Source organism: Nocardioides sp. zg-DK7169 (genome assembly GCF_013155365.1).
GTDB lineage: Bacteria > Actinomycetota > Actinomycetes > Propionibacteriales > Nocardioidaceae > Nocardioides.
Genome location: NZ_JABJRA010000001.1, coordinates 333,734 through 350,190 on the forward strand (window position 1 = coordinate 333,734; position 16,457 = coordinate 350,190).

At 71.0% G+C, this 16,457-nt stretch carries 16 protein-coding genes; 9 read left to right on the forward strand and 7 right to left on the reverse strand.

The features are described 5' to 3' along the window. Positions 1 to 32 precede the first annotated feature (32 nt). The gene (locus HOQ23_RS01575) at positions 33 to 1,907 is read left to right on the forward strand and encodes a DEDD exonuclease domain-containing protein (RefSeq protein WP_172211200.1); all 1,875 of its coding nucleotides are present in this window, start codon (positions 33 to 35) and stop codon (positions 1,905 to 1,907) included. Positions 1,908 to 1,916: 9 nt separating this feature from the next. Next, complete coding sequence (locus tag HOQ23_RS01580; protein WP_172211202.1) at positions 1,917 to 2,195, forward strand: Lrp/AsnC family transcriptional regulator; 279 nt, start codon at positions 1,917 to 1,919, stop codon at positions 2,193 to 2,195. A gap of 12 nt (positions 2,196 to 2,207) precedes the next feature. Here the strand turns inward: HOQ23_RS01580 and trpD are convergent, their stop codons facing one another. Next, on the reverse strand, positions 2,208 to 3,233 hold the full coding sequence (gene trpD, locus HOQ23_RS01585) for an anthranilate phosphoribosyltransferase (protein ID WP_172211204.1): 1,026 nt from the start codon (positions 3,231 to 3,233) through the stop codon (positions 2,208 to 2,210). 1 nt (position 3,234) lies between these two features. After that, entirely contained in the window at positions 3,235 to 3,645 is a 411-nt protein-coding gene (locus HOQ23_RS01590) for a response regulator transcription factor (protein WP_172211206.1), read from the reverse strand. A gap of 299 nt (positions 3,646 to 3,944) precedes the next feature. Here HOQ23_RS01590 and HOQ23_RS01595 point away from each other — a divergent pair, with 299 nt between their 5' ends. The 5 genes from HOQ23_RS01595 (at position 3,945) to HOQ23_RS01615 (ending at position 9,445) form a co-directional block, all read left to right on the forward strand. Continuing rightward, positions 3,945 to 4,565 carry a heme-copper oxidase subunit III gene (locus HOQ23_RS01595; protein ID WP_367650340.1) on the forward strand — a complete coding sequence of 207 codons (621 nt, stop codon included), beginning with the start codon at positions 3,945 to 3,947 and terminating at the stop codon, positions 4,563 to 4,565. Positions 4,566 to 4,613: 48 nt separating this feature from the next. Further along, positions 4,614 to 5,474: a c-type cytochrome gene (locus tag HOQ23_RS01600; RefSeq protein ID WP_253945091.1), complete on the forward strand. Its 861-nt coding sequence runs from the start codon at positions 4,614 to 4,616 to the stop codon at positions 5,472 to 5,474. After that, the gene (locus HOQ23_RS01605; protein ID WP_172211210.1) at positions 5,471 to 6,520 is read left to right on the forward strand and encodes a Rieske (2Fe-2S) protein; all 1,050 of its coding nucleotides are present in this window, start codon (positions 5,471 to 5,473) and stop codon (positions 6,518 to 6,520) included. The genes HOQ23_RS01600 and HOQ23_RS01605 overlap by 4 nt, the downstream gene beginning before the upstream one ends. Further along, positions 6,520 to 8,262, forward strand: a complete 1,743-nt coding sequence (locus HOQ23_RS01610; RefSeq protein WP_172211211.1) for a cytochrome bc complex cytochrome b subunit — start codon at positions 6,520 to 6,522, stop codon at positions 8,260 to 8,262. Before HOQ23_RS01605 ends, HOQ23_RS01610 begins: the two co-directional genes overlap by 1 nt. Before the next feature lie 133 nt (positions 8,263 to 8,395). Beyond that, positions 8,396 to 9,445 (forward strand): LLM class flavin-dependent oxidoreductase, encoded by a 1,050-nt coding sequence (locus tag HOQ23_RS01615; RefSeq protein ID WP_172211212.1) that lies wholly within the window; start codon positions 8,396 to 8,398, stop codon positions 9,443 to 9,445. Positions 9,446 to 9,452: 7 nt separating this feature from the next. Here the strand turns inward: HOQ23_RS01615 and HOQ23_RS01620 are convergent, their stop codons facing one another. The 4 genes from HOQ23_RS01620 to coxB form a co-directional block, all read right to left on the reverse strand. After that, a complete protein-coding gene (locus tag HOQ23_RS01620; protein WP_172211213.1) occupies positions 9,453 to 10,691 on the reverse strand; it encodes an Ig-like domain-containing protein in 1,239 nt (412 codons plus the stop codon). Positions 10,692 to 10,821: 130 nt separating this feature from the next. Then, on the reverse strand, positions 10,822 to 11,238 hold the full coding sequence (locus HOQ23_RS01625) for a cytochrome c oxidase subunit 4 (protein ID WP_172211214.1): 417 nt from the start codon (positions 11,236 to 11,238) through the stop codon (positions 10,822 to 10,824). After that, positions 11,238 to 12,917 carry a cytochrome c oxidase subunit I gene (gene ctaD / locus HOQ23_RS01630; RefSeq protein ID WP_172211584.1) on the reverse strand — a complete coding sequence of 560 codons (1,680 nt, stop codon included), beginning with the start codon at positions 12,915 to 12,917 and terminating at the stop codon, positions 11,238 to 11,240. The genes HOQ23_RS01625 and ctaD overlap by 1 nt, the downstream gene beginning before the upstream one ends. A gap of 71 nt (positions 12,918 to 12,988) precedes the next feature. After that, on the reverse strand, positions 12,989 to 13,771 hold the full coding sequence (gene coxB, locus HOQ23_RS01635) for a cytochrome c oxidase subunit II (RefSeq protein ID WP_253945035.1): 783 nt from the start codon (positions 13,769 to 13,771) through the stop codon (positions 12,989 to 12,991). A 227-nt stretch (positions 13,772 to 13,998) separates the two neighbouring features. On the opposite strand from coxB, the gene HOQ23_RS01640 reads away from it, so the two are divergent. Beyond that, positions 13,999 to 15,144, forward strand: coding sequence for an aminotransferase class V-fold PLP-dependent enzyme (locus HOQ23_RS01640; RefSeq protein WP_172211217.1), 1,146 nt, complete (start codon positions 13,999 to 14,001; stop codon positions 15,142 to 15,144). Continuing rightward, positions 15,141 to 15,398 (forward strand): sulfurtransferase TusA family protein, encoded by a 258-nt coding sequence (locus tag HOQ23_RS01645; protein WP_172211218.1) that lies wholly within the window; start codon positions 15,141 to 15,143, stop codon positions 15,396 to 15,398. The genes HOQ23_RS01640 and HOQ23_RS01645 overlap by 4 nt, the downstream gene beginning before the upstream one ends. A gap of 25 nt (positions 15,399 to 15,423) precedes the next feature. Here HOQ23_RS01645 and HOQ23_RS01650 read toward each other — a convergent pair whose 3' ends face one another. Next, a complete protein-coding gene (locus tag HOQ23_RS01650) occupies positions 15,424 to 16,401 on the reverse strand; it encodes a carbohydrate kinase family protein (RefSeq protein ID WP_172211219.1) in 978 nt (325 codons plus the stop codon). Positions 16,402 to 16,457: the final 56 nt, after the last annotated feature.

The window sequence follows — 16,457 nt, forward strand, 5'->3', positions numbered from 1 at the left end:
GGCTGTCGGTGCCGCGCCCTACGGTCAAGCCCATGAGCAGTGCCGGCATCGCAGTTCGCAACAGGGTTCCAGGGTCGGCATCGCCGGGTGGGTCGCAGGACGGGTCCCTGGACGGGTCCCTGGACGGGTCCCTGGACGGGTCGCCGAGCGGATCGCGGTGGGAGTCCCAGCGCTCCTTCGACGAGCTCGGCCGTCCGCTACGCGACATCACCTTCTGCGTCGTGGACCTCGAGACCACCGGCGGCTCGGCGGCCGCCGGGTCGATGATCACCGAGATCGGCGCGGTCAAGGTCCGCGGCGGCGAGGTCCTCGGGGAGTTCCAGACCCTCGTCAACCCGCACACCGAGATCCCCGCCTTCATCGCGGTCCTGACCGGCATCAGCAACTCGATGGTCGCCGACGCACCCGGCATCGAGACCGCCCTGCCCGCGTTCCTGGAGTTCGCGGCCGGGACGGTCCTGGTCGCCCACAACGCCCCGTTCGACGTCGGCTTCCTCCAGCACTTCGCGGCGAGCCAGGAGCGGGCGTGGCCCGCGTTCGAGGTCGTCGACACCGTGCGCCTGGCCCGGCGGGTGATCACCCGCGACGACGCGCCCAACTGCAAGCTCTCCACCCTCGCCGCGCTCTTCGGCGCCGGCACCACCCCCAACCACCGGGCGCTGGCCGACGCGCGCGCCACCGTCGACGTCCTGCACGGACTGATGGAGCGCCTGGGCGCGCTCGGCGTGCACACCCTGGAGGAGCTGCAGACCTTCTCCTCGCGGGTCAGCACCGCCCAGCGCCAGAAGCGCCACCTCGCCGAGGGTCTCCCCCGGTCCGCCGGGGTCTACCTCTTCCGCGACGCCGAGGAGCGGGTGCTCTACATCGGGACCTCGCGCGACCTGCGCACCCGGGTGCGCTCCTACTTCACCGCCTCCGAGACCCGGTCCCGGATGGGCGAGATGATCGGGCTGGCGCAGAGCGTGACCGGGATCGAGTGCGCCACCCCGCTCGAGGCCGAGGTCCGCGAGCTGCGCCTGATCGCCGAGCACAAGCCGCGCTACAACCGACGCTCCCGCTTCCCCGAGAAGGTCCACTTCCTCAAGCTGACCCGCGAGCCGTGGCCGCGCCTGTCGCTGGTGCGCCGGGTCCTCGACGACGACGCCGACTACGTCGGCCCGTTCGGCTCGCGCAAGGTCGCCGAGAAGTGCCTCGCCGCCCTCCACGAGACCTTCCCGGTGCGCCAGTGCTCCGACCGGTTCGGCAAGGTCGCCTCCCGCGTGCCCTGCGTGCTGGCCGAGATGCAGCGGTGCCTGTCCCCGTGCGACGGCAGCGTCGACGAGGCCGCCTACGGGATCGTGGTCGGCCAGCTGCGCGACGCGCTCGTGCGCCGGCCCGACGAGGTCGTGGAGACGATCAACCGCAAGATGGCCGCGCTCGCCGCCGAGGAGCGCTTCGAGGAGGCCGGGGTGCACCGCGACCGGCTCGCGGCGTTCGTCCGCGCCGCCTCCCGCACCCAGCGGCTCTCGGCGCTCACCCGGTGCCCCGAGGTCGTCGCCGCCCGCCGCGACGACGACGGCCGGTGGAGCGTCCACGTGGTGCGCCACGGCCGACTCGCCGCGGCCGGGGTGATCCCGGCCGGCGCCGACGCCCACGCCTACGTCGAGCAGCTGCGCGCCAGCGCCGAGACGGTCCGCACCGCGCCCGGGCCGGTGCCCGCCGCCACGGCCGAGGAGACCGAGAAGGTGCTGCGCTGGCTGGAGTCGCCGGGCGTGCGCCTCGTCGACGTCGAGGGCGAGTGGACCTGCCCGGTCGCCGGCGCCACCCGCCACCTCGCCCTCCACGACGCGGTCGCCGAGTCGCGGCGCACCCTGGTCCCCTTCGGCGAGCGCACCGACGTGACACCGGTGCACCGCCCGGCGCGATAGCGTCTGGCCATGATCACCGCCATCGTCTTCGTCAAGGCCGACGTCGCCCGGATCCCCGAGGTCGCCGAGGCGATCGCCGCCCTCGACGGCATCAGCGAGGTCTACTCCGTCACCGGCCAGATCGACCTGGTCGCGCTGGTGCGGGTGCGCAACCACGAGGACGTCGCGAACGTCGTCGCGGACCGCGTCAACAAGGTCCCCGGCATCATCTCCACCGAGACCCACATCGCGTTCCGCACCTACTCGCGCCACGACCTCGAGGCCGCGTTCTCCCTCGGCCTGGACTGAGCCCGGCGGGCCTCAGGACGACGAGGCGGCGACCCAGCGCTCCAGCACGTCGCGCGCCGCACCCGAGTCGAGCGCCGCGCGGGCCTTCTCGATGCCGGCGGCCAGCGCCTCGGGCACGTCGGCCTCGGGGGCGTCGTGGACCGCGAGCGCCGCACCGGCGTTGAGCAGGACGGCGTCCCGCACCGCTCCCTGCTCGCCGGCCACCAGCCGGCGCACCACGTCGGCGTTGTACGCCGCGTCGCCGCCACGCAGGCTCTCGATCGGGGAGAGGGTGATCCCGTGCTCGCGGGGGTCGACGCTGTGCGTGCTGACCTCGCCGTCGCGCACCCGCCACAGCGAGGAGGTCGTGGTGATGGTGAGCTCGTCGAGCCCGTCGTCGCCGCGCATCACCCAGGCGTCCACGCCACGGCGTGCGAACACCCCCGCCATCACCGGCGCCGTCGCGGCGTCGGCGCAGCCGATCGCCTGGGCGCCGGGGCGCGCCGGGTTGGTGAGCGGGCCGAGGATGTTGAAGGTCGTGCCGATGCCCAGCTCGCGCCGCGGGGCGGCAGCGTGCCGCATCGCGGGGTGGAAGGCGGCGGCGAAGCAGAAGGTGATGCCGGCGCGGTCCAGGACCTCCGGCACCCGCTCGGTCGGCAGGTCCAGGCGGATCCCCAGCTCCTCGAGCACGTCGGCTGATCCGGACTTCGAGGACGCCGAGCGGGACCCGTGCTTCACCACGCGCGCGCCCGCGCCCGCGGCGACGATCGCCGACATCGTGGAGATGTTGACCGACATCGAGCGGTCGCCCCCGGTGCCGACGATGTCGAGGCTCCGTCCCGGGACGGAGAGCGGGGTCGCGGCGGCGTACATCGCGTCGACGAGGCCGGAGACCTCCTCGATCGTCTCGCCCTTGGCCCGCAGCGCCACGGCGAACCCGGCGACCTGGGCGTGCGTGGCAGCGCCGTTGAGGATCTCCCCCATGGCCCAGGCGGTCTGGTCCGTGCTCAGGTCGGTGCCCGCGACGAGCGCGGAGAGCACCTCGGCCCAGCTGGTCACCTCAGGCGACGACGCGCGAGCCGAGCAGCCCGACGACGGTCTCGGCGAGCTGGATCGGGTCGATCGGGTGCGGCACCGCGGCCTCGGCACGCGACCAGGTGGCCAGCCACGCGTCCTGGGGGCGACCGGTCAGCACCACCACCGGCGGGCAGTGCGCGATCTCGTCCTTGAGCTGCTTGGCGATGCCCATGCCACCGGCGGGCACGGCCTCGCCGTCCAGGATCACCAGGTCGATGCCACCGGCGTCGAGGTTGGCGATCACGACCGGCTCCGTGGCCACCTCGACGTACTCCACCTCCGGCAGGTCCGGGTGGGGACGCCGGCCCAGGGCCAGGATCACCTGCTGACGCGTGTTCACGTCATCGCTGTAGACGAGCACCTTCAACGGGGCGGTTGTCCTCGAGTCGCTCACGCCGGCGATCGTACGACGCCGGGCGCGTCCCCGCCCGCAGGCTCGGCGGGCCCGGGCAGGACCGCCCCCTTGTCCGCGGGTGGATCATGGGAGCGGAGCCGTGGGTTCCACCGGCTCGCACAAGTCCATCGACGAGCTCATCCAGCCGTCCATGCGGCCTTCCTGAGGCGCTCCTGAGCCCCTCCTGAAGCGCTCCTGAGACCGGCTGGGCTGGCTTGGTGCATCCCGATGCAGGGGGTCGTGGTCCCCCGTGAAACCTTCCGGGACATAATGGCCGGGTGGCGACAGCAGCAGCTTCCATTCCGGCATCCCGGCTTCACGGGCATCACGACCGCCCGAGCATGGTCAGCGTCGGGACCATCATCTGGCTCTCGAGCGAGTTGATGTTCTTCGCGGCCCTGTTCGCGGCGTACTTCACGATCCGTTCGGTATCCCCGGACCTGTGGTCGCAGAACACCGAGCTGCTGAACGTTCCGTTCGCCTCGGTGAACACGACGATCCTCGTGTTGTCGTCCCTGACCTGCCAGCTCGGCGTCTTCGCCGCCGAGCGCGGCCAGGTGGGACGGACCGGATCGCTCCTCAACGTCAAGGGCTGGGGACTGCGCGAGTGGTTCATCCTGACCTACCTGATGGGCGCCGTCTTCGTCGCCGGTCAGGCCGTCGAGTACGCGATCCTCGTGCAGGAGGACGTCACCATCCAGTCCTCCGCCTACGGCTCGGTCTTCTACCTGACCACCGGCTTCCACGGCATCCACGTGGTGGGCGGTCTCCTCGCCTTCCTCTTCGTCCTCGGACGCACCTACATGGCGCGGCGCTTCACCCACGAACAAGCGGTGAGCGCGATCGTCGTGTCCTACTACTGGCACTTTGTCGACGTGGTGTGGATCGCTCTCTTCGCCACCATCTACCTCGTCCAGTAACCCGCCCCGTCCCTGCAGCCATCGAACAGGACTGAATCCGTGCGTCTTCTGAACCGCTCCGCCGGACGCCTCTCCCGCCATCGCCGCGGGAAGGTCGCCGGGCTGGTGCTGCTGCTCCTCGGCCTTGTGCTGTCCGGGAGCCTGTACGCCGCACTCTCGCCGGCCACCGCGGAGAACACCGACACCACCGCGGCCGAGGTCGAGAAGGGCCGCGAGCTGTTCCTCGTCGGCTGTGCCTTCTGCCACGGCGAGAACGGCGAGGGTGTCAGCACCCTGAACGGCAACCAGATCGGCCCCTCCCTCGTGGGCGTGGGCGCCGCCGCCGTCGACTTCCAGGTCGGCACCGGCCGGATGCCGATGTCTCAGCCCGGTGCCCAGGCACCGCGCAAGGACGTCGTCTACAACCAGGAGGAGATCGACCAGCTCGCTGCGTTCGTCGCCTCCCTGGGCCCCGGCCCGGCGATCCCCACCGAGGCGGACTACAGCACCGCTGACCTCACCGAGGAGGAGCGCGAGGCCGCGATCGTCCGCGGTGGCCAGATCTTCCTCACCAACTGCACCGCGTGCCACAACTTCGACGGCTCCGGTGGCGCCATGCCCCGCGGCGGCTACGCACCGACCATCCGCGGCGTCGACGCCAAGCACATCTACGAGGCCATGCTGACCGGCCCGCAGCAGATGCCGAACTTCGCCAACGGCAACATCACGCCCGAGATGAAGCGCGACGTCATCGCCTACCTCGAGGCGACCGAGGAGCAGCCCAGCTACGGCGGCTTCGGCCTCGGCGCCCTCGGCCCGGTGAGCGAGGGCATGTTCGCCTGGCTGCTCGGCATCGGCAGCCTCGTGGGCTTCGCGATCTGGATCGCGGCCCACACCACGCGCTCGAAGAAGGAGAAGGTGGAAGCGTGAGCGCCCACGACCCCAACCTGCCCGCCCAGGCGGAGCAGGAACCGATCGCTGACCCGGGCCTCGAGCCCCACCAGTGGCGACCGACCGATGTGGACCCGAAGGCGGAGAAGCGCGCCGAGCGTCAGGTGGCGGCCCTCTTCGGCCTCTCCGCGCTGAGCGCCATCGGCTTCGTCGTGGCCTACTTCGCCATCGACGGCGGCACCGAGAACCCCACCCGGTTCGGCTACCTGGGCGCGCAGAACATCGCCCTGGGCGTCCTGCTCGGTCTCGCGCTGCTCCTGATCGGCATCGGCATCATCCAGTGGGCCCGCAAGCTCATGGGTGACCAGGAGATCGTCGAGATGCGCCACCCGGCCGCGTCCTCGGAGGAGGACCGCGAGGCGACCCTCGCGGCGCTCGCCCAGGGCCTGGAGGAGTCCGGCATCGGACGCCGCCCGCTGGTGCGCAACTCGCTGCTCGGCGCCGTCGGCATGCTCGCCCTGCCCAGCGTCGTGCTGCTGCGCGACCTCGGCAAGATCGACATCCCCGCCCTGGCCCGCACCATCTGGGCCCCGGGCATGCGCCTGGTCCGCGACGTCGTCGGCACCCCGATCAAGGCCTCCGACCTCGAGGTCGGCGACCTGGTCAACGGTCTCCCCGAGGCGCTGTTCCCCACGCCGGAGAACGGCTACCCGGCCGAGGAGGCGCACGGCTCCAAGCTGCAGGTCAACAAGTCGAAGACGGCGATCGTCATCGTCCGCATGGAGCCCGACGAGATCATCCCCGGCCCCGGCCGCGAGGACTGGAGCGTCGACGGCATCCTGTGCTACTCGAAGATCTGCACGCACGTGGGCTGCCCGATCTCGCTCTACGAGCGGACCACGCACCACCTGCTGTGCCCCTGCCACCAGTCGACCTTCGACCTGGGCGACTCCGCCCGCGTCGTGTTCGGCCCCGCCGCCCGTCCCCTCCCCCAGCTCCCGCTGGACGTGGATGAGGAGGGCTACCTGATCGCGCGAAGCGACTTCACCGAGCCCGTCGGGCCGAGCTACTGGGAGCGTGGCTGATGAGCAGCGACACCAGCAAGGTGGCGTCGAGCAACGGCAAGACCGCTGCCACGCCCTCCAAGCCGAGCAAGGGCGGCATCGTCGCCAACTGGGCCGACGAGCGCCTGGGCCTCGCCGGCATGATGAAGAAGAACCTGCGCAAGGTCTTCCCGGACCACTGGTCCTTCATGCTGGGCGAGATCGCCCTGTGGAGCTTCGTCGTCCTGCTGATCAGCGGCGTGTTCCTGACGCTGTGGTTCAAGCCGACCATGGCGGAGATCGTCTACAACGGCTCCTACGACCAGTTCCGTGGCATGTACGTCACGGAGGCGTTCGCCTCGAGCCTGGACATCTCCTTCGATATCCGTGGCGGTCTGCTCATGCGGCAGATGCACCACTGGGCGGCGATGCTCTTCATCGCCTCGATGATGATCCACCTGCTGCGCGTGTACTTCACGGGTGCGTTCCGCAAGCCGCGTGAGCTCAACTGGGTCATCGGCTGCCTGCTGCTGATCCTGGGCACGCTCGAGGGCTTCACCGGCTACTCCCTCCCCGACGACCTGCTCTCGGGCACCGGCGTCCGGGCCGCGGACGGCTTCATCAAGGCCATCCCGGTGGTCGGCTCCTACCTGTCGTTCCTCATCTTCGGCGGCGAGTTCCCCGGCGACGACATCATCACCCGGTTCTACATCGCCCACGTGCTGCTGCTGCCGGGCCTGCTCCTGGCGCTCATCGCGGCGCACATGCTGCTGCTCGTGTACCACAAGCACACCCAGTGGGCCGGCCCCGGTCGCACCGAGGGCAACGTCGTGGGCTTCCCGATGCTCCCCGTGTACGCCGCCAAGGCCGGTGGCTTCTTCTTCATCGTCTTCGGCGTCAGCGCCCTCATGGGTGGCCTGATGACGATCAACCCGGTGTGGAAGATGGGACCGTACGACCCGACGAAGGTGACGGCGGGTTCCCAGCCGGACTGGTACATGGGCTGGCCGGACGGCGCGCTGCGCATCATGCCGGGCTGGGAGTCGGAGTTCTGGGGACACACGATCCCTTGGAACGTGTTCCTCCCGATCATCGTCCTGCCGGGCCTGATGTTCACGATCCTGCTCCTCCTGCCGTTCCTGGAGGCCTGGATCACCGGCGACAAGCGCGAGCACCACCTGCTCGACCGCCCGCGCAACGCTCCGACCCGCACCGCCCTGATGGTCTCGCTGATGACCTTCTACGGCCTGATGTGGGCGGCCGGCGGCAACGACATCATCGCGATCAAGCTGCACCTGAGCATCAACCAGATCACCTACGCCATGCGCGTCTTGGTGTTCGTGGGTCCGGCCATCGCGTTCTTCATCACCCGTCGTTGGTGCATCTCGCTGCAGCGTCACGACAACGACGTGCTGCTGCACGGCTACGAGACCGGCATCATCATGCGCTCCCCCGAGGGCGCCTACGCCGAGAAGCACCTGCCGATCGGCGAGGACGAGGCCTACGCCCTCACCGCTCGTGACCGCGAGCCGGACCTCGAGACCATCGAGACCGAGGGTGACCCGAGCGACGACGGCCGGGCCGCGAAGCTGCGGCGCAAGCTGCGGGCGCTCTGGTACGCCGACAACGTGCAGAAGCCGACCGTCACCGAGCTCGAGGCGTCGCACCACCACGACGAGGCCGAGCACGAGCTCGCCGGTGCGCTCGACGGTCACGCGGTGGACGGCCACCAGTTCGATGGGATGCACCCCGTCGACGACGAGCCGCTGCGCGACAAGCACTGATCCACCCGCTCCACCCGAAGGCCCCGGACTCGTCCGGGGCCTTCGGCCATTTCCCAGCCCTGCGCCCGCCCCCTCCGGAATGAAATCACCCGCCCGGGTGGTTGATCTGTCAATCACTCAGAAGGAGTACCCGATGACTCGCCCGCTCCAGCTCGGCCTCGACACCTTCGGCGACGTGACCGTCGACGAGGACGGACGTCCGCTCCCCCATGCCCAGGTCGTCCGCGACGTCGTCGAGCAGGGGGTGCTGGCCGAGCGCGTCGGGCTCGACGTGTTCAACGTCGGGGAGCACCACCGCGACGACTACGCCATCTCCGCCCCGGACGTCGTGCTGGCCGCGATCGCCGCGCGCACCGAGCGGATCACGCTCGGCACCGCGGTGACCGTCCTCAGCTCCGAGGACCCGGTGCGGGTCTACGAGCGCTTCGCGACCATCGACGCGATCTCGCACGGACGCGCGGAGGTCACCCTCGGACGTGGCTCGTTCACCGAGTCCTTCCCGCTCTTCGGCTTCGACCTCGCCGACTACGAGGTGCTCTTCGAGGAGAAGCTCGACCTGTTCACCGCCCTGCGCTCCGAGGGCCCGGTCACCTGGCAGGGGACCACCCGCCGCCCGCTCGTCGACGCGCAGGTGTACCCGCGCACCGATCGCGGCTCGCTGCCGGCCTGGGTCGCGGTCGGCGGCTCCCCGGAGTCCGTCGTACGCGCGGCGCGCCACCGGCTGCCGCTCATGCTCGCGATCATCGGCGGGGAGGCGGCCCGCTTCGCGCCGTTCACCGACCTCTACCGGCGCGCGCTGGCCCAGCTCGGCTCGCCCGAGCTCCCGATCGGGGTCCACTCCCCCGGCTTCGTGGCGGGGACCGATGCCGAGGCGCGCGAGATCCTCTTCCCGCACTTCAAGGCCAACCGCGACCGGATCGGCCGCGAGCGCGGCTGGCCGCCGGCCTCGCGTGCCGACTTCGAGCGGGAGGCCGACCACGGCGCCCTGGTCGTCGGCTCGCCCGAGACGGTCGCCGCGAAGATCGCCGACACCGTGCGCGTGCTCGGGCTGAGCCGCTTCGACCTGAAGTACAGCAACGGGCCGCTGCCGCACGCGCACCTGATGCGCTGCATCGAGCTGTACGGCACCGAGGTGGCGCCGCGGGTGCGCGAGCTGCTCGCGCAGCCCTCCCCCGCGCGCTGACCGGGTCTCAGCCCAGCGCGCTGCCGTCGCGGTACTCGGCGAAGGGCAGGTTCCAGTCGCCCCAGCCGTTCTCGACGGTCATGGGGCGGTCGGTGCCGACGTACTCCACGACGTCGCCGCGGCGCGACTGGGCGTAGAGCCAGGCGGCGTCCGCGGTGCTCATGCCGGTGCACCCGTGGCTGACGTTGGCGCTGCCCTGGGACCCGACCGACCAGGGGGCCGCGTGGATGAACTCCCCCGAGGTCGTGAGCCGCATCGCCCACTGCACGTTGTCGATGTCGTAGGAGTCGGCGCTGCCGGCGGCGATGCCGACGGTCTCGGAGTTCATCCGGCGGCTCTCGGACTTCTCCATGATCACCTTGACGCCGGAGCGGGTGGTGAACCCCTCCTTGCCGGTGGTGATGGGGAAGGTCCGGACCAGGCTGCCGTTGGTGAACACCCGCATCTGGTGGGCGGCGGCGTCCACGCGGTAGACGTGGGCGTCGCCGACCTCGAACGCGAGCCGTCGGCTCTCCTGGCCGTAGATCCCGCCGCCCGCCGGGAGGCTGTTGACGTCGATGTCGACGCTGACCCGGGTGCCCGGGCGCCAGTACTTCCTGGGCCGCCACCGCGCCTCGGTGGCGGACATCCAGTGCCAGGAACCGGCCTGCTGCGGCTCCGAGCGCACCGTCATGTGCTTCTCGAAGGTGGCCTGGTCGGTGACGGGGACGTCGAAGGTGACCACCACCGGCATCCCGATCCCGACGGTCTCGCCGTCCAGCGGCGCGACCGAGGCGAAGGTCTGCTCGGCGAGGCTCAGCGCGCGGGTGCGGAAGGACCGCGACTCCGCGACCCGCTCGCCGGCGCCGTCGCTGCCCACGACCCGCAGCGTGTACGCCGTGCCCGGCTCGAGGCGCGCGGAGGCCCGCCAGGCGGAGCCGTCGTCGGTGAGGCGCCCGGGGACCTGCCGCTCGCCGGCGCTCAGGCGGACCCGGCTCAGCCGGCCGTGCTCGGCGCCGACCTCGACGACGCGGTCCACGGGGACCTCGCGCGCGTCGCGGCGGACGTTGGCGGTGAGCCGCAGGGCGGGGAGCTCCGCGGCCGCGACGCCCTGGCCCGGGCCGCCCGGGGCGTCGGTGTCGGTGCCGTCGGAGGCGTCGCAGGCGGCACCGGTGAGGGCGACGAGCGAGAGCAGGAGCGCCGCGGTCGCGACGGACCGCGTGCGGGCGGTGCCGCGACGACGCAGGGGCGAGGGCTGGGCGGTCATGCGTTCTCCGTGGATCCGGGGGTCGGGTGAGGCGGGGCGGCGACCGGGGAGGACCGGATCCGAGATGCCCGAAGGCCCCCGTGCGTCTGAGACGCACGGGGGCCCGCAGAAGTTGCGAGTCTCGCCCAGATCAGTGGGCGTGCTCACCACGGTAGTACTCGAACACCAGACCGCACAGCGCCAACGCGCCGAGGGTGAACCCGATGATCACGAGCCACCAGGCGAGGAACGCGATGCCGACGGCGATCACGGCGACGGCGCTCGCGCACCACAGCGGCCACCAGGAGTACGGCGGGAAGAAGCCGAGCTCGCCGGCGCCCTCCACGATCTCCGCCTCCTTGCGGTCCTCGGGCCGGGGGTCCATGCGCTTGGCGTGGAAGCCCAGGTAGAGGGCCACCATGATGGCGAGGAAGGTCGCCATCGCGAGGGCCGACGTACCGGTCCAGTCGGCGCCGGTGTCGCTGGCGTCGGTGATGAGCCAGTAGGCCGGCGTGACCAGCGTGAAGAAGATCGCGCACGTGGCGAAGATCCAGGCTTCGGCCTTCATCAGGACTTGTCCTCCGGGGTCTCGTGGGTGCGCTGGTCGATGACCTGCTGGCGCCCGTCCATGTCGGGAGCGTCGGCGAAGCCGCCGTCACGCGCCGCCTGGTTCTCCTCCAGCTCGATCGCCGCCACCTCGGGGTGGTGCAGGTCGAACGCCGGCGACTCCGAGCGGATCCGCGGCAGGCTGGTGAAGTTGTGTCGCGGCGGCGGGCAGCTGGTGGCCCACTCCAGCGAGCGGCCCCAGCCCCACGGGTCGTCCACCTCGACCTTCGGGTTACGACGCGAGACGTAGACGTTGTAGAAGAACGGCAGCATCGAGAAGCTCAGCAGGAACGCGCCCACCGTGGACACCTGGTTGAGGAAGGTGAAGCCGTCCTCGGGCAGGTAGTCGGCGTAGCGGCGCGGCATGCCCTCGACACCCAGCCAGTGCTGGACCAGGAAGGTCAGGTGGAAGCCGACGAAGAGCAGCCAGAAGTGGACCTTGCCCAGGCGCTCGTCGAGCATCCGCCCGGTGAACTTGGGCCACCAGAAGTAGAAGCCGGCGAACATCGCGAACACCACGGTGCCGAACACGACGTAGTGGAAGTGCGCGACCACGAAGTAGGAGTCCGAGACGTGGAAGTCCAGCGGCGGGCTGGCGAGGATGACACCGGTCAGACCACCGAAGAGGAAGGTGGTGAGGAAGCCGATGGTCCACAGCATCGGTGTCTCGAAGGACACCGATCCGCCCCACATCGTGCCGATCCAGTTGAAGAACTTCACCCCGGTTGGCACCGCGATCAAGAACGTCATGCCGGAGAAGAACGGCAGGTCGACCGCTCCGGTGACGAACATGTGGTGGGCCCACACCGCGACCGAGAGGATCGCGATGCCGAGGGTCGCGCCGACCAGGCCGACGTAGCCGAAGATCGGCTTGCGGCTGAAGACCGGCAGGATCTCCGTCGCGATGCCGAAGAACGGCAGGGCGATGATGTAGACCTCGGGGTGGCCGAAGAACCAGAACAGGTGCTGCCACAGGATCGGTCCGCCGTGCGCGGTGTCGAAGATGTGGGCCCCGAGCAGGCGGTCGGCCTCCAGGGACAGCAGCGCGCCACCGAGGATCGGGAAGGCGAGCAGCACCAGCAGGCTGGTGATCAGCGTGTTCCAGGTGAACAGCGGCATCCGGAACATGGTCATGCCCGGGGCGCGCATGCAGATGATCGTGGTGATGAAGTTGACCGCACCGAGGATGGTGCCGATACCGGCGATGTAGAGACCCATGATCCACAGGTCACCGCCCACGCCCGGCGAGCGGACCGCGTCGGACAGCGGGGTGTAGGCGAACCACCCGAAGTCCGCCGCGCCCTGCGGGGTGAGGAAGCCGGAGGCTGCGATCAGGCCGCCGAACAGGAACAGCCAGTAGCTGAGCATGTTCATGCGGGGGAACGCCACGTCGGGCGCGCCGATCTGGATCGGCATCATCACGTTGGCGAAGCCGAAGAACAGCGGCGTCGCGAACAGCAGCAGCATGATCGTGCCGTGCATCGTGAACAGCTGGTTGTACAGCTCGTCGTTCACGACCTGCTGGCCCGGGAAGGTCAGCTCGGAGCGGATCAGCAGCGCCATCAGGCCACCGATGCAGAACCACGCGAACGACGTGATCAGGTACATCTTGCCGATCAGCTTGTGATCGGTGGTCGTCATGATGCGGACGAGCTCACGGCCCAGCGGCTTGCGCGCCGGCTGGACGTCGATGGCTCGTGCAGCGGTCGCGGTCACTCGGTGTCTCCCTCGTCCTCGCCCGCAAGGCCAGCCTGCGTGCGAGCGTCCTCCTGGCCCCGGAGGGGGCTGGTGCTCGTCCTGTTCGCGGCCAGCTCGGCCACGTACTCGTCGTACTGCTCGGGGCTGACGATCTCCACGTTGAACAGCATCCGCGAGTGGTAGACACCGCAGAGCTCGTAGCACTTGCCGACGTAGGTGCCCTCGGTCTTCGGGGTGACCTCGAAGTGGTTCACCCGGCCGGGGATGACGTCCATCTTCATGAGGAAGCCGGGGATGCCGAAGCTGTGGATCACGTCGGGCGAGTGCAGGTTGAACCGCGTGGTCTCGCCGACCGGAAGCACCAGCGTGGGGATGTAGGACCCCGTGCCGAGCTCCCAGACGTACTCGTCGTAGGCCCACTCGTCGTCGTTGGAGTCCTCCTCCGCGGCGTAGTCGGGCTCGCCGACACCGTGGTTGAAGGTCCAGGACCACTGCTGGGCGGTGACCTCGACGATGTTGTCGGGGGTCGGGCTCTCCTCCAGCACGGCGTTCTGCGTGCGGACGGTGTGCGCGAAGAACACAACCACCATCATGATCGGCGCGATCGTGTAGAAGATCTCGAGCGGCAGGTTGTACCGCGTCTGGATCGGGACCTCGTCAGCGTGGCGCCGACGGTAGCGCCAGATCACGTAGAAGATCAGGCCCCACACGAGCACGCCCGTGGCGAGTGCCGCGATCCAGGCTCCCTGCCACAGGGCGAGGGTGTGCTCGCCCTGGGTGGTGGCCGGTTCGGGCATGGCGATCCGCTTGATGGCGCCCTCGTCGACAGAGCAGCCGGCGAAGGCAAGCGTGCTGGCAGCCAGGGCAGCTGGCAGGAGGACCCGGCGTGCGCCGGATTCGGCCCTGCGCCTGGGGAGTTGCAGACTCAACGTCTGAGCCTTCCTCTCGGGTGGTCGTGAATACATCGCACACTATCGCGGCTGGCGGGGGACCTCGGGAGCGGGTCTCCCGGTAGGTTCCCGGTGTGACAAACGCCGCTGGGACGCCACAGCCGCCGCCGCGCTACTTCGACTCCGCGTCCTCAGAGCCGCTCCATCCGGCCGCCCGCGAGGTGCTCCTCGCGGCGCTCGATCGCGGGTACGCCGACCCTCGGCGTCTGCATCCCCCGGCGCGCGCGTCCCGGCTGATGCTCGACAACGCCCGGGAAGTGGTCGCCGAGTGCCTCGGCGCGCGCCCCGACGAGGTCTCCTTCACCGCTTCCGGCACCGAGGCCGTGCACCGCGGTCTGCTCGGGCTGCTGCGGGGCCGCCGCCGCGCCGGGGACCGGCTCGTGCACGCGGCCGTCGAGCACTCCGCGGTGCTGCACGCCGCCGCCTGGGCCGGGGGCGAGCACGTGTCGGTCCCCGTCGACCGCCACGGCCGGGTCTCCCCCGACGACTTCGTCGCGGCCTGCGCGGGGCCGGGCGTGGCCGTGGCGGCCCTCCAGGCGGCCAACCACGAGGTGGGCACCTGCCAGCCGGTCGCCGAGGTCGCCTCCCGGATCGGGGAGGTCCCGCTGCTGGTCGACGCCTGCGCGTCGGCGGGGCGGGTGCCGCTGCCGGCGGGCTGGGCCGTGGCCGCGGCCTCCGCCCACAAGTGGGGCGGTCCGGCAGGTGTGGGCGTGCTGGCAGTCCGCAAGGGCGCACGCTGGCGCAACCCCTTCCCCGGCGACGACCGGGTCGACGAGCGCACCGCGGGGTTCGAGAACGTCCCGGCGGCGCTCGCCGCGGCGGCCGCGCTGCGCGCCGTCGTCGAGGAGCGCGCGGAGGTGGGGGCGCGCCAGCGCGCGCTCCTCGACCGGATCCGCCACGGCGTGCAGGTCGTGCCCGACGTGGAGGTCGTGGGCGACCCGGAGGACCGGCTCCCCCACGTGCTGACCTTCAGCTGTCTCTACGTCGACGGCGAGGCGCTCGTGGACCGACTCGCCCGCCACGGCTTCGCGGTCGCGAGCGGGTCGGCGTGCACCGCGTCGAGCCTGGAGCCCAGCCACGTGCTGACCGCGATGGGGGCGCTCACCCACGGCAACGTGCGCCTCTCCCTCACGCGCGACACCGACGAGGCGGACGTCGAGCGCTTCCTCGAGGTGCTCCCCGGCGTCGTCGCCGGCATCCGCGCGGAGGCGGGGCTGTGAGCGAGCCGCACGAGGGGCTCGGCCCGGTGGAGCTCGAGCTGGACTGCCGCGGACAGCTGTGCCCGCTGCCCGTGATCGCGCTGGGCCGCAGGGTCGGCGAGGTCGCGGTGGGCGCGCGGGTGGCCGTCGTCGCCGACGACGTCGCCGCGCGCCACGACGTACCGGCGTGGTGCCGGATGCGCGGGCAGGAGTACGTCGGGGAGGACGTCGCCGCGGACGGCGTCCCCCGCTACGTCGTACGACGGCTCAGCTAGGCGGGCGCAGGCGGCCCGGGAGCGCTCAGCGCGAGAGGTGCGGGGCGACCTCGGCCGCGGCGGCCTCGCCGTAGGAGTCCTCGAAGCGGGCCAGGAACTCCCCCAGGGTGAAGGAGTACTCCTGGGTCCCGACGGTCTCCACGACGTAGGCGGCCAGGACGCAGCCCACCTGCGCGGCGCGCTCCAGGCCCAGGCCCCACTCGGAGGCGGCGAGGAAGCCGGCGCGGAAGGCGTCGCCGACCCCGGTCGGCTCCACGGCGCTGACGTTGCGCGCGGCGGGGACCACGATCGGCTCCTCACCGCGGCGCAGCACCCGCACGCCGTCCTTGCCCAGGGTCGTCACCTGGATGCCCACGCGGGAGAGCACCTCGTCGGCCGACCAGCCGGTCTTCTGCTCGATCAGGTGCGACTCGTACTCGTTGGTGAGCAGGATCGCGGCGCCGTCGACCAGCCGGCGGATCAGGTCGCCCTCGCCGAAGGCGAGCTGCTGGCTGGGGTCGGCGATGAAGGGGTAGCCGCGCTGGCGGCACTCCTCGGTGTGGCGCAGCATGCCGTCGGGGTCGTCGGCACCGATGAGCACGTAGGTGGGGGCGCCGGCGGCGGCCGCGATCGGCTCGAGCTCGATCAGGCGGGCCTCGCTCATCGCGCCCGGGTAGAAGGAGGCGAACTGCGCCATCGTCGTGTCCGTGGTGCACACGAAGCGCGCGGTGTGCTTGGTGGTGGAGATGTGCACGTGGGAGCAGTCCACGCCGTGGCGCTCCAGCCAGGAGCGGTAGTCGGCGAAGTCCTCGCCGGCCGCCCCGACCAGCACCGGGCGCAGGCCCAGGCGCGCCAGGCCGAAGCAGATGTTCGGCGCCACGCCGCCGCGGCGGATCTCGAGGTCGTCGACGAGGAAGGAGACCGACAGCTTGCTCAGCTGCTCGACGACGAGGGAGTCCTCGAAGCGCCCTCCGAAGGACATCAGGTGGTCGGTGGCGATCGATCCGGCGATCAGCAGAGACATGGCCCGGAGACTACCGGTCGGTACCGCTGGGTCTACCCCTCGGTAGGACCTAGCGT